At 73.0% G+C, this 12,301-nt stretch carries 9 protein-coding genes and 1 riboswitch; of the genes, 4 read left to right on the top strand and 5 right to left on the bottom strand.

Going from position 1 to position 12,301, the window contains the following annotated elements; genetic code table 11:
- Positions 1 to 11 precede the first annotated feature (11 nt).
- Positions 12 to 500 carry a hypothetical protein gene (locus tag ACZ404_RS31960; RefSeq protein ID WP_468445990.1) on the bottom strand — a complete coding sequence of 163 codons (489 nt, stop codon included), beginning with the start codon at positions 498 to 500 and terminating at the stop codon, positions 12 to 14.
- A gap of 212 nt (positions 501 to 712) precedes the next feature.
- Between ACZ404_RS31960 and ACZ404_RS31955 the strand changes: the two genes are divergently transcribed.
- Positions 713 to 1,972 carry a hypothetical protein gene (locus ACZ404_RS31955; RefSeq protein WP_468445988.1) on the top strand — a complete coding sequence of 420 codons (1,260 nt, stop codon included), beginning with the start codon at positions 713 to 715 and terminating at the stop codon, positions 1,970 to 1,972.
- A 5-nt stretch (positions 1,973 to 1,977) separates the two neighbouring features.
- Here the strand turns inward: ACZ404_RS31955 and ACZ404_RS31950 are convergent, their stop codons facing one another.
- From ACZ404_RS31950 to ACZ404_RS31940, 3 genes are all read right to left on the bottom strand, one after another.
- Positions 1,978 to 3,948: an Ig-like domain repeat protein gene (locus tag ACZ404_RS31950; RefSeq protein ID WP_468445986.1), complete on the bottom strand. Its 1,971-nt coding sequence runs from the start codon at positions 3,946 to 3,948 to the stop codon at positions 1,978 to 1,980.
- 200 nt (positions 3,949 to 4,148) lie between these two features.
- The gene (locus tag ACZ404_RS31945) at positions 4,149 to 5,717 is read right to left on the bottom strand and encodes an LCP family protein (protein WP_468445984.1); all 1,569 of its coding nucleotides are present in this window, start codon (positions 5,715 to 5,717) and stop codon (positions 4,149 to 4,151) included.
- Positions 5,718 to 6,230: 513 nt separating this feature from the next.
- Positions 6,231 to 7,049, bottom strand: coding sequence for a hypothetical protein (locus tag ACZ404_RS31940; RefSeq protein WP_468445982.1), 819 nt, complete (start codon positions 7,047 to 7,049; stop codon positions 6,231 to 6,233).
- Positions 7,050 to 7,849: 800 nt separating this feature from the next.
- Between ACZ404_RS31940 and thrS the strand changes: the two genes are divergently transcribed.
- On the top strand, positions 7,850 to 9,133 hold the full coding sequence (gene thrS / locus ACZ404_RS31935) for a threonine--tRNA ligase (protein WP_468445980.1): 1,284 nt from the start codon (positions 7,850 to 7,852) through the stop codon (positions 9,131 to 9,133).
- A gap of 49 nt (positions 9,134 to 9,182) precedes the next feature.
- The gene (locus tag ACZ404_RS31930; protein ID WP_468445978.1) at positions 9,183 to 10,154 is read left to right on the top strand and encodes a nucleoside hydrolase; all 972 of its coding nucleotides are present in this window, start codon (positions 9,183 to 9,185) and stop codon (positions 10,152 to 10,154) included.
- A gap of 36 nt (positions 10,155 to 10,190) precedes the next feature.
- Here ACZ404_RS31930 and nicT read toward each other — a convergent pair whose 3' ends face one another.
- Entirely contained in the window at positions 10,191 to 11,276 is a 1,086-nt protein-coding gene (gene nicT / locus ACZ404_RS31925; RefSeq protein ID WP_468445976.1) for a Nickel transporter NicT, read from the bottom strand.
- 29 nt (positions 11,277 to 11,305) lie between these two features.
- A riboswitch (cobalamin riboswitch) is annotated at positions 11,306 to 11,508 on the bottom strand.
- Between the two features lie 78 nt (positions 11,509 to 11,586).
- Here nicT and ACZ404_RS31920 point away from each other — a divergent pair.
- The gene (locus tag ACZ404_RS31920; protein WP_468445974.1) at positions 11,587 to 11,931 is read left to right on the top strand and encodes an ArsR/SmtB family transcription factor; all 345 of its coding nucleotides are present in this window, start codon (positions 11,587 to 11,589) and stop codon (positions 11,929 to 11,931) included.
- Positions 11,932 to 12,301: the final 370 nt, after the last annotated feature.

The raw sequence follows: 12,301 nt of genomic DNA, 5'->3' as shown, positions 1-12,301 counted from the left end.
CCCCCGCGTCCTCAGCGGATCCGGTTGCCGGCGGCGTCCTCGCGTGTGTAGTAGCGGTAGAAGAACGCGACGAACGCGCCCGCGGACACGAACAGCGAGATCACCACCGCCTCCCAGACCGCCGGTCCGGACTGCATGTACAGGAATCCGACCGCGGCGCCGGTGAATGCCGCCCACAGCAGTGCGTGCAGTTCCCTCGCCATCCGTGGCCCCAGCACCATCAGCGAGCCGCAGATCACCGCGAAGACCAGTGCGGTGACGAACCCGAAGAGCAGGTTCCCGCCGGTGACGGGACCGCCGAAGCGCTGGTTCGCCGCGGCCCAGTAGCCGTAGACCAGCCCCAGCACCACAGGGACCACCACCCGGGCGATCCGGTGGGTGCGGGCGTCGAAGACGTCGGGGGTCCTGCGGCCGCCGAGGGCCGGTGCGCGGTCGCCGCCGGGCGGGGCGGTGAGGCCCGGCCGGGGCATGCCGCCGGGTGTGGGTGCCGCGTGTGCCATGAGAGCACTCCTCTCTCTCCTCGCCCCCGCCTTCCAGACCACACCTGGGGGGACGGGCAGGCAAGTCGTCCGGGAGGGTGACGAGTGCCCGGATACGGTGCCTGTGCGCGGGTGCGTGCCGCTTCGGCGGGGCTGTGTGCGCGGTCCGGAGCACGGGGGTGCGGTGACAGCGGTTACGGTGCTGGCTGTAGGGCGACCACAGGGGAGGGACGATGCCCGGAACCGTGCTGCTGCTCGCGGCCGCGCCGCTGGGCCGGGGCCGGCTGGTGGACGCGGCCGGTGTGCTGCCCGTTCTGGCCGCGGTCGCTCCCGCCGTGCTGTCCGGGACGGACACCGCGAACGTGGTCGAGCTGGCCGATCCGCTGGAGCCGCAGGCCGTGCTCACCCGGCTGCGCGCCGCCGCGGCGGCCCCCGGACCGCTCACGGTGTACATCGCCGGACAGCTGCATCTGGACCGCCGCCAGCACCTGCCCCACCTGGCGCTGGCCCGCACCACGCCGGCGACCGTCCGCTACACCGGACTGCCGTGGCACTGGATCCGCGAGGAGCTGCGGTTGCGCTCCGCGGCGGACACGGCGCTCGTGGTCGATCTGCACGCCGACGGCGAGACCTGGCAGCACCTGTCCGAGCGGCCCCTCGACTCCGGGCGCACGGTCTGCGTCTACGGCCGCATCGCCGCTGCGCAGTCCGGGCGACGGGGGCCGGCGGAGCCGTCGTACATGAAGGCGGTGGCGACCCTGCTGCGCAGCGGCCACCGGCCGCCCCTGCAGCACCTGCACGAGCAGGCACTGACCCGTTCCGCCGACGCGACCACCCCCCGGCACCTGCTCCTGTCGGGCCCCGGCGGCCACACCCCCGGCCCCCCGCACCACCCACACGCCGGCCTGGTGCTCGCCGAGTCGTACGGCAGCCCCGCTCCCCCGCCCCGCCCTGCGCTTCCGGGGTCGTACGGCGCCCCGGTCGCGCACCCCCCTGCCACGGCGCGGCCCCCTGCTCACTCCCCGCTCGCGCCACCCCGGCCCGCACCCCTGCCTCCCGCCCGCACCCCGGCATCCGACCCGCACGAAGCCATCAGTGAGGCCGTTCGCCAGGGGCGGTACGGGGAGGCCGACGGGCTGGCCGTCCGTGAGGAGGAGGCTGCCGTGCGGGGGTTCGGGCCGGCGTCGGACGAGGCGTTGCACTGGGCCGAGGTGCGGGCCGATCTGGCCATGTTCGCGGGGGACGCGGTGCGCAGTTGCGGGGCCTGGCTGCGGGTGGCCGGGCTGCGGCTGGCGGCGGGGCAGCCGGTGGACGCGCCCGAGGTGGAGGCGGCCGTGGACCGGGCCCACCACCAGTGGAGCCGGATCGAGGACGCGGCGCGGGCCCGTGAACTCGGGCCCGCGCTCGCGGAGTTGCGGCTACGGGTGCCGGGCCGCCGGCAGGGCGCGCTGGAGAACGTCCAGCGGCACCTGCGGCAGCTCCAGGCCCGTTAGCGGCCTCACCTGGTGAAGGTGAAGTACTTCCAGGCGCCGTGCGTCGTGGAGTTCACGGTGTCGCCGGAGCTGCCGTTGATGTACGAGGAGCGGACCCGGAAGCGCCAGCCGACGTCCTGGCCGTGGTCGCCGGTGATCTGCACCCGGGAGACGCCGTCGGAGCCCAGCTTGAAGTACTCGGGGTCGCCGGGGTACCAGGTGCCCTGGTAGTACACCTCGAACTCGAACTTCTGCGCGCGGTCCGGGTAGTACGGCATCTTCGTCGTGATCACCGGGTTCTTCGTCCTGTGGAAGAAGTAGTACGTGTGACCCCACGCGTGCTCGGCCTTGTAGTGCTTGCTGACCGAGGTGGACACGCTGACCCGGGCGCCGACCGTGCTGGACGCGGAGGCGGACGTGTACCGGGCGTCGCCCGCGAACTTCGCGGTGACCTTGGTGTCCCGCTTCAGGTCCAGGGTGACCGAGAGGTTGCCGTGCGAGTTGACCTTGCCGGACTTCACCAGCTTCTTCGGCCTGTCGGGGCCGAACGGGTCGGCCCAGATCTCCACGGTGCGGTTCTTGTAGGTGGTGCCGAGGTGCGCGGTGAACGTGACGTCCTTGCCGTACGCGTACACCTTGCCGTTGTTGTTCACGCTCAGCTTCGGCTTGGCCCGCGAGACGTCCACGGTGTCCTTGCCGGAACCCGCCGCGTGGTCGGCGTCGCCCGCGTAGGACACCGTGTACTTCACCTTGCCGCCGGCCGGCGGGGTGTCCGTGAAGGAGAACGTGCCGTCGGCCTTGGCGGTCACCGGGGCGAGAGCCTTGCCCTTCGGGGACTCCAGGTCGGTGCGCGTCACGGTCAGCTTCACACCGGCCGGGAGCGCCACCTTGGAGGTGACCGTGCCCTTGACGGTCAGCTTCTTCGCGCGGGCGGCGGACGACGGGGCGTCCACCGTGATCGTGGTGACCGCCTTGGTGGGCGCGGTGAGCACGCGCAGCGAGTAGACGCCCTCGCTGTTGTACGACACCGCGAACAGGCGCGAGGTGTCCGGCGCCCAGGCGAGAGCCGAGTCGGCGAGCTCGTCGGCGCCGCTGGTCCGCCCGGTGTTCGGGAAGTCGTACTCGCGCACCGAGGTGGTGGCGCCCGCCTTGTAGACGTAGACGTCCGGGTTGTACCAGCCGTCGACGCCGGCCGCGACCGTCCCGTCCGGGGCGATGGCCACGGCGTTGGGGTAGTTGTTGCTGTCGTAGGTGCCGTCCGGCGTGAGGTCGGCCGTCTTGAACACCGGGTGGTGGTACGGGTATCCGCTCGCCGTGACGACGTCCTTGCCGTCGGGCGTGACGGCCAGGTCCCGCAGGTTCTCGCCGGCCGACGCGGAGGCGAGCCGGGTCGGGGCGCCGGTGGAGACGTCGTAGGAGACGACGGTCCCGGAGCTGTCGCCGGTCTGGCCGGCCAGCAGGGTGCTGGAGCCCGGGGCCGCGTCGAGGATCGGCGCGGAGTACCAGCCCTTGTCCTGGTCGAGGGTGACCTCGTGCTGCTCCCCGGTGAGGTCGACGGAGCCGAGGTCGCCCGAGCCCGAGGCGCCGTAGCCGAACCACAGCCGGCCGCCCGCGAGGGCGACGCTGCGCGGCTGGTCGCCGACGGCGTAGCGGGTGGTCTCGGTGTCGGTCGCGGTGTCGATGACCGCGACGGCGTCCAGGTTCTGCACGGCCGCGTAGAGCGTGCCGGAGTCGGCGGACAGCTCCAGGCCGCTCACGCCGGACAGGTTCGCGGTGAGCTGCTTGGTGACGTTGCCCGCGTAGTCCGTGACGACGATCTTGCCGTTGGACGGGTCGCTGACGAAGACCTGCTGGTGGACGCCGTCGACGACGACGTCGCCGGTCTGCTTGACCGGCAGGGTCCGGCTGGAGTCGGCATGGGCCGGAGCGGCGGCCAGGGCCGCCGAGCTGAAGAGGACCGCCAGGGTCGTGGCAGCCGTCATGGTGCGCTTACGCACGCTGATTCGAACCCCCCGGAACGAATGAAGAGTAGGACGCCACCCGAGCACGGGGACAGGGGGCGCAGGGCACGCGGCCACGGGGTCTGTGCGCCTTCCGTGTGCGTCGTGTGTGCCGTGCGGGTGTCTTGTGTGTGCTTCGTGTGGCGGGTGAGCAAAGCGTAAGTCATGTCACTGACAAACGCAGCCGGTTACTCACCTCACCAGGTGTAGCCCTTCTGCACCGGCATGCAGGCGTCCTTGGTGTCGCCGTTCAGCACGGCCGCCGACGCCGGAGCCTTGGTCGGGCTCTTGGTCTTCGGGTAGGCGGCACCGGTGCGCCAGTCGGCGCCCACGACCAGTGTGATCCCCGTGACGTCGGTCGACCGGCGCACCTGCTTCAGCGGTATCCCGAGGGCGGTGGCCACGGCCTGGGCGTCGCCCTCCAGGTCCGCGCTCGGATACAGCAGGGCGGTCTTCGCCTCGGTGGCGGCGGTGGTGTCCACGAGCGCCCGCGCGAAGCCCTTGCCGTGCAGCACGTCCACCACGGCCGTGGCCCGCTGGGCCACGGGGGCCTGGCCGTCGGCGCCGGTGCCGTTGCGGACCTGCACCGCGATGCGGTCGTCGGCGGCCGCCGGGTCCTTGGACTTCTTCTCCTTGGCCGGGTGCTTGGCGCCGTGCCCGTCCAGCGGGGTGTCGTCGCGGACCATGGACAGCAGTTGTTCGGCGTCCTCGGGCGAGGGCACCAGACGGTTGCGGTTCTGCGACCACTCCACGGTGGGCAGCGTCGTCATGGTGATCCGCTTGGTGGGCACCTTCTGCAGCTCGCCCGACAGGTCGTACAGCTTCTTGACCGTGCCGAGGCCCTCGTCGACCGTGAGCGCCTTCGTCGCGGCCTCCGCGAGCCGGCGCATCTCGCCGGGATTGCCGAGCGTCGCGTTCTTGCGGAGCTGACGGACCATCGAGGTCATGTACATGTGCTGGGCGTGGGTGCGGCCGAGGTCGGTGCCGTCCTCGAAGCCGTAGCGGGTGCGCAGCCACTGCAGGGCCTGCTCGCCCTTGACGTACGTGGTCCCCTCACGCAGCTTCAGGCCCGAGCCGTGGCCGTCGGAGGTGTGCGACCAGACGTTCTGCTTCACACAGACCGGGACGCCGCCGATGGCGTCCGCCATCGAGACCACGCCGGAGAAGTCGACCATCATGAAGTGGTCGATGTGGATCTTGGTGAGGTTCTGCCAGGTGGCGACGGTGCAGCCCGGACCGCCCCGGCCCAGCGACTCGTTGGCCATGGCCATGGAGAGGCCCGAGTACTTCTTCCCGTCCGGGCCCGTGCACTTGGGGATCGGGATCATCGTGTCCCGAGGGAGGCTGACCACCGACATGTTGCTGCGGTCGGCCGAGACGTGCAGCAGCATCTGCACGTCGGCGAGCGGCGGGCGCCCCACGTCGGCCTTGGACCCGCCGAGCTTGAGGTCCTCGGCGGTGTTACGGCTGTCCGAGCCGATCAGCAGGATGTTCAGCGGCGTCTGGCCGGCCGCGTTCGGGGTGGCCTTGGGGACGTCGCTCGTGCCGAGGTTGAGCTTCGCCTTCTTGATGTTGCCGTTGAGGTGCTCGTAGTAGAGGTAACCGGCACCCGCCGCGCCGAACACCACGGCCGCCAGGCCGAACGCCGACCAGCGCAGGATCCGGCGCCCCCGGCGCGGTCCCCCGGGTCCGGAGCCGCCGCGTCTTCCCCCGCCGGCATGCCGTCCGCCACGGTCACTCGGTCGCGCCTCGGCGTCCAGCACCATCCCCCTGACCTCCCACCCCCCGACGAGGCATGTCTGCCGTCGTCCGCCGCATTGGATCGCACACACTAGCGGCGGGGTCGCCCGTCCGGGGGTGCGCGGTGAGAAGTGTCACTCGCGTACAACCTTCCGGGGGGTTGACGAACTGGCCTTCTTCATAGGGCAGTTCGTGATCGGCCGGAAGGCCGGCTCAGGGCCGGGAACAGGATGGGTCGGTCAACGTCCGTGCTGCCGCAGGGCTGTTGGGGCCGGTCGGGTGTCCGTCGCGTGGGCGGGACCGGCGTTCGCCACGGTGATGAGGGCGGCGACGGCGAGCACGGCCGCGGCGACGCCGCATACGTACCGTGCGGTGGGGCGTCCGTAGGGATCGGATGTACGTCCGTGCACGGCGACCTCGCAACAACAGCGACGTGTTAAGCATGCTTGATCCGCCGTTCAACCTAGGGGCTGCCGGGCGCGAACGGCAAGGGCTCCCGGGCGGGTTGGCGGCGGCGGGAGGCCGGAACGGGACGCGTGTCAGACCTGCGCCCGCCCCTGCTTGCGCACGTCCGCCAGGCGCAGGGCGCCGACCTGGACGGCGGCCTGGGTCGCGTCGTTCGGTACGTCGCCCAGGCCCCCGTTGGTGAGGGCGAAGGCGTCGGCGCCGACCCGGACGGCGGCCACGTCCAGCGTCAGGACGACCTGCTCCTCGCCGGAGGCGTCGGAGGCGTCGGAGGTGTCGGAGCTGCCGGAGGTGGTGGTGGCCAGGGTGACGCGCAGCCCCTGGCGCACGTCTCCGACTTCCGGCAGCGGGGCCTCGGTGACCTGCACGTCCTCGATCAGGCCGTTCTCCGAGGTGGCCGTGAAGCGGGCGCAGTCGACCGGCATCGTCCGCAGCCAGGCGAGCTGGGCGTCGATCTCCGCCGCGCGCCGGGCGCCGATCTGGTAGCGCAGCTGGGCGTCGGTGTCGGCGTCGTCCAGGCCGACGGCGACGCGGGCGGGGCCGCCGAGGAGTTCGTCGGAGTACAGGGCGTCGAGCAGGCGTTGGCACTTCTCCGCCGACGTCGACGCCTTCAGCAGGCCGTCCCGCCAGGTGGCCGCCCCCTGGGTCGCCACCCAGGGGGCGCCGAGGTCGGTCTGCGTGATGAGCGCGGCCCGGGCCTGCTCGTCGGTGAGCGCCGCGCCGTCGCCCTGGGCGGACGCCTTCGCCGTGGGGGAGGACGGGTCCACGGTGGGCAGGGGCTGCTCGGCGGTCGGCTGGTGCTCCAGGCCCAGGGCCGCGCAGCCGGTGAGGGCGAGCAGGCCGGCGGCGAGAGCGGCGAGCGGGAGGGCACGGGGGCGTATCGCGGCGGTCATCTCGGGGTGCCTCCTGGACAGGCGCGGGCCGGGGCCGGTGGGGGTGCCACCTCTCACGGCACCACCCCTCCGCCCCACCCACCAGCGCTCCGGCCCGTCCGGGTGAGGGGCCGCCCCGGGCGGCCCCTCACCCCAGGGACGACACCCCGGCCCGGCCGCCACCGCCTCACCCCGCGCCCGCCGCCCGCGTCCGCCCTCACCTGGCGTCCGCCTCATCCGGTGTCCGCCGCTCCCGTGGCCGCCCTCATCCGGTGTCCGCCGCTCCCGTGGCCGCCCTCATCCGGTGTCCGCCGCTCCCGTGCCCGGCCTCATCCGGCGCTCGCCGCTCCCGTGGCCGCCCTCATCCGGTGTCCGCCGCTCCCGCGTCCGCCTCATCCGGCGCTCGCCGCTCCCGCGTCCGCCTCATCCGGTGTCCGCCGGCCCCGTGCCCGCCCTCATCCGGCGCCAGCCGCCCCCGCGTCCGCCCTCATCCGGCGCTCGCCGCCCCCGCGTCCGCCCTCATCCGGCGCTCGCCGCCTCCGCGTCCGCCTCACCCCGTGCCAGCCGTCTCCGCGTCCGTCTCACCAGCGCCCGTCGTCGCTCCCGCCGTCCGGGCTCCGTCGCTCCCGCCGCCCGAGGAGAGACCCCGGCGAGCGGACGCCTCTCCGGGGCCGGGCGTCCCCAAAAACGCCTCGCACCTCCCGTGACGCCGTTGCTACCGTCGCCCCATGCAGCGCGCCCCGCAGTGTCCGCAGAGCACGACGACGCCGGTGACCGTCCCGGCGCGCTGACAGCTGACCCAGTCCGAAGCCCCGGGGCGAGTGCCCCGGGGCTTCGGCGTTCGCACGGCTCCGGGTTCCTCGCCCCCACCCACCCTTGAGGAGCCCGCCATGCACGACCACCGCCGCCTCGGCCGGGAACTCGGGCTGTTCGGCACCGACCCGCTGATGGGTGCCGGGCTGCCGTACTGGCTCCCCGACGGGGCCGTCGTACGGCACACCCTGGAGGAGTACCTCCGGGAGGCCGAGCGCGCCGCCGGCTACCGGCACGTGTACTCGCCCGCGCTCGGCAAACGGGAGCTGTACGAGATCTCCGGGCACTGGGACCACTACCGGGACGACATGTACCCGCCGATGGAGCTGGGCGCCGAGCAGGTCGTGCTGCGTCCGAGCCTGTGCCCCCACCACGCCCTGATCTACCGCTCCCGCGCCCGCAGTTACCGCGAACTGCCCCTGCGCATCGCCGAGTTGGGCACCATGTACCGTGCCGAACTCTCCGGCGTCCTCGGCGGCCTCACCCGGGTCCGGGCGATCCAGCTCAACGACGCCCACATCTTCTGCACCCTGGAGCAGGCCGTGGCGGAGGCCCGCGCCGCCCTGGAGCTGATCGCCCGCGCCTACGCCGACCTCGGCATCGAGGCCGTGCGCCACCGTCTGTCGCTGCCCGGCGAGGGCGGCAAGTACGTCGCCGACCCCGAGCTGTGGCGCCGGGCCACCGCGCTGCTCGAGGAGGTCCTCGCCGAGTCCGGAGTGGCGTACGAGGAGGCGCGGGGCGAGGCGGCCTTCTACGGCCCGAAGATCGACGTACAGATCGCGGACCCGGCAGGCCGCGAGTCCACCCTGTCCACCGTGCAGATCGACCTCCACCAGCCCGCCCGCTTCGGTCTGCGCTACATCGGCGCCGACGGCGCCCGGCACCGCCCGGTCATGGTCCACCGCAGCGTCCTCGGCAGCGTCGAGCGGGCCGTGGCTCACCTGCTCGAGGCGCACGGCGGCGCCTTCCCGGCCTGGCTGGCCCCCGTCCAGCTCGTCGTGCTGCCGGTCGCCGGGGAGCAGGTGGAGCGGGCGCAGGAGGTGGTCCGGGAGGCGGTGGCCGGCGGCCTGCGGGCCGAACTCGCCGGTCCCGAGCAGGGCACCCTGGGCGCCCGCGTCCGGGCGGCACGCCTCGTGCCGTACCAGGCGGTCATCGGCGAGCGCGAGGCCGCCGCCGGCCGGGTCGCCGTACGGCTGCGGGACGGCCGGCGCCCCGGCGAGCTGCCCGTGCCCGAGCTGCTGCGGCGCATCGCCGACCGGGTGGCCGCCCGGGGCACCGCACTGTGGGGCTGAACACGCCCACGGTCTGAACTACTGTCGGTCACGACGGAAGGAGTCCGCCGTGGCCGACCGACCCGCCATCCCCGTGATCATCGACTGCGACACCGGCGTCGACGACGCCCTGGCCCTGCTGCTCGCCGTACGCCATCCGGGCCTCGACCTCCGGGCGGTGACCTGCGTGGCCGGGAACACGGACGTCGACGGGGTGGTCCGCAACACCCTGACCGTGCTGGAGCAGGCGGGCGCCCCCGACATCCCGGTGGCCCGGGGGGCGGAGCGCCCGCTGATCGAGCCCGCCCGCTCGGCGCGGCACGTGCACGGCTCGGACGGCATGGGCGACCTGGGCCTGCCCGCGCCCACCCGGGCCCCGGCCGCCGTGGACGCCGTCACGCTGCTGCACCGGGAGATCCTGGCCTCCCCGCGCCCGGTGACGCTGATCCCCACCGCGCCCCTGACGAACATCGCCCTGCTGCTGCGCACCCACCCGGAGGTGACCCGCAACATCGAGCGGATCGTGTTCATGGGCGGCGCGGTCGCCACCGGGAACGCCACGCCGGTCGCCGAGTTCAACGTCTGGCACGACCCGGAGGCGGCGGCGATCCTGCTCACCGCCGGGGTGCCGATCACCATGTACGGTCTCGACGTCTTCATGCGGGTCGTCGTCCCCGGCACCGAGGTGCACCGGCTGCGCGCCGCCACCGATCCCGGTACCCGGTTGGCCGGCGAGCTGCTCGCCCACCGGCCGACCACGCAGGGCGGCCCGCCGGAGGCCGAGGAGGCGGGCGGTCTGGGCGACGCGGGCGCGGTGTGCGCGGTCGCCGACCCCGGAGGCCTCACCACCCGGCTGCTCCCCGTCGAGGTCTCCCTCGGCCCCGGCCCGACCCGCGGCCAGACCGTCGTCGACCGCCGCCCCCGCCCCGGCGAGTCCGAGATCCACGAGGGCGCCCGTGAACACACCCTGGTGGACGTGGCGTTGGAGGTGGACGTCGACCGGTACGTGAAGCTGTACCTGGAGACGGTGGAGCGCCCGTAGACCTCCGCCGGCCCTAGGCCTCTCGGCCCCGGAGAGCTACTCGGAGGCCGCCGGAACCCGCGCCGCCCAGCGCTCCTCCACGCGCCCGACCCGCCAGTACGTCACCGCCGCGGCCCACACCACGACGAACAGCCCGACGATGATGTAACCGACGCTGTCCAGGTTCAGCCCGGCGATCCAGCCGGTGACCGCGTCGCGCAGGTCGAACTTGTCGTGCAGGACGCCGACCAGCTCGATCGTGCCGATGAAGAAGGCGACCGCGATGGACAGGCCGGTGATGGTGAGGTTGTAGAACACCTTGCGCACGGGGTTGGAGAACGCCCACTGGTAGGCGAAGTTCATGAACGTGCCGTCGAGGGTGTCGAACAGGCTCATCCCGGCGGCGAACAGCAGGGGCAGGCACAGGATCGCGTACCAGGGAAGACCCGCCGCGGCGCCCGAGCCGGCCATCACCATCAGCGTGACCTCGGTGGCCGTGTCGAAGCCGAGCCCGAAGAGGAAGCCGAGGGGGAACATCTGGCCCGGCCGGGAGACCGACCTGGTGAGCCGGCCGAGGATGCGGTTCATGAACCCGCGCGAGTCCAGGTGCTGTTCGAGCTGCTTCTCGTCGTACGTCCCCGCCCGCATCGCCCGGAACACCTTCAGGATGCCGACCAGGGCGACCAGGTTGAGGGCGGCGATGAGGTAGAGGAACGTGCCGGAGATCGTCGTACCCATGAAGCCGAGCACCTGGTGGGTGCGCGAGTGCTCGTTCATGACCCGGCCGGCGAGCTGGGTGCCGCCCGCGATCAGCAGGGACAGCAGGACGACCACGCTGGAGTGGCCGAGGGCGAACCAGAAGCCCACCGACACCGGCCGCTTGCCGTCGGCCATCAGCTTGCGGGTGGTGTTGTCGATGGCGGCGATGTGGTCGGCGTCGAAGGCGTGCCGCATGCCGAGGGTGTAGGCGGTGACGCCGAGGCCGACGCCGAAGACGTCCCGGCCGACCTTGTAGTGCTCGGGGGCGACGAGCAGGAACAGAACCCCGAAGGCGACGACGTGCAGGGCGGCGATGACGGCCAGCAGGCCGGCCGTCCTGATCGTGTCCTCGCGTCGCCAGCGGAAGGAAGCGGCATCGGCCATCGGGTTCACGCTCCAGCACCTCGTGGATCACTTCGTGAGCTGCCGTGGCCGGTCTCCTGGCTTACGGGTGGTGCGCCCGCCGTCCCTGCCTTCCCAGCCGTACGACGGCCAGTGGCCCGGCGGATGCCGGACGGAACGGGAACTCCCCGATCACAGTGGCGAGGGCCGCGTCGGCATGGACCCCTGAGGGGCCGTCACCGACTTCCCGAGCACCACGGCGTGTCCACCGTAGGGGCACGGGAGACCGCCTGCATAGCTGCGTATCTGCGCAGGTATTCAAGATCACATGGCGGCCTGCGAGGATGACGTCATGCATCTCGTGCCTGCTGACCGAGCGGACCGTCGCACCATCGACGGTCACCGGGTGTGCGAGGCGATCGCCGCCATCGGCGACGCGGGTCGTCTGCGTACCTGGGCCGACCGCTTCTCCCTTCTGGCCGACCCCAACCGCCTGGCCCTGCTCCTGGCCCTCCACCACACGGGTCCCCTGGCGGTCTCGGACCTCGCCGTCGCCACCGGCATGAACGACCCCGCCGTCTCCCAGGCCTTGCGGCTGCTGCGAGCGGCGGGGGTGGTGGCCGGCGAGAAGGAGGGCCGCGTCGTGCGCTACCGGGTGGTGGACCCGGAGGTGACAGCACTGCTCCAGCACTGCTGACCGAGGCAGGCAGCACGCCGGCCACCAACCGCCGGCCGGGTGTCGAAACCACCCGCTGGGGCAAGACCGGCTGCGTGGCGGCGGGCTGTGGCGGCTGCCTGCGGGAGCGAGGTGGGTTGTGTGGCGGCAGCCTGGCGGAGTTCGCCGGCTGTGTGGCGGCTGCCTGCTGGGGCGAGGTGGGTTGCGGGGCGGCAGCCTGGCGGGGCTTGCGGGTTGTGTGGCGGCTGCCTGCTGGGGCGAGGTGGGTTGCGGGGCGGCAGCCTGGCGGGGCTTGCGGGTTGTGTGGCGGCAGCCTGGCGGAGTTCGCCGGCTGTGTGGCGGCTGCCTGCTGGGGCGAGGTGGGTTGCGGGGCGGCAGCCTGGCGGGGCTT

It is taken from the genome of Streptomyces sp. NPDC030798 (genome assembly GCF_055572275.1).
This window is presented reverse-complemented; position numbering and strand designations above follow the sequence as displayed.

Excerpts from the sequence above, each read along its gene's own strand:
- ACZ404_RS31960 (WP_468445990.1), bottom strand. The coding sequence starts at position 500 with ATGGCACACGCGGCACCCACACCCGGCGGCATGCCCCGGCCGGGCCTC.
- ACZ404_RS31955 (WP_468445988.1), top strand. The coding sequence starts at position 713 with ATGCCCGGAACCGTGCTGCTGCTCGCGGCCGCGCCGCTGGGCCGGGGC.
- ACZ404_RS31945 (WP_468445984.1), bottom strand. The coding sequence starts at position 5,717 with ATGGTGCTGGACGCCGAGGCGCGACCGAGTGACCGTGGCGGACGGCAT.
- ACZ404_RS31940 (WP_468445982.1), bottom strand. The coding sequence starts at position 7,049 with ATGACCGCCGCGATACGCCCCCGTGCCCTCCCGCTCGCCGCTCTCGCC.
- nicT (WP_468445976.1), bottom strand. The coding sequence starts at position 11,276 with ATGGCCGATGCCGCTTCCTTCCGCTGGCGACGCGAGGACACGATCAGG.
- ACZ404_RS31920 (WP_468445974.1), top strand. The coding sequence starts at position 11,587 with ATGCATCTCGTGCCTGCTGACCGAGCGGACCGTCGCACCATCGACGGT.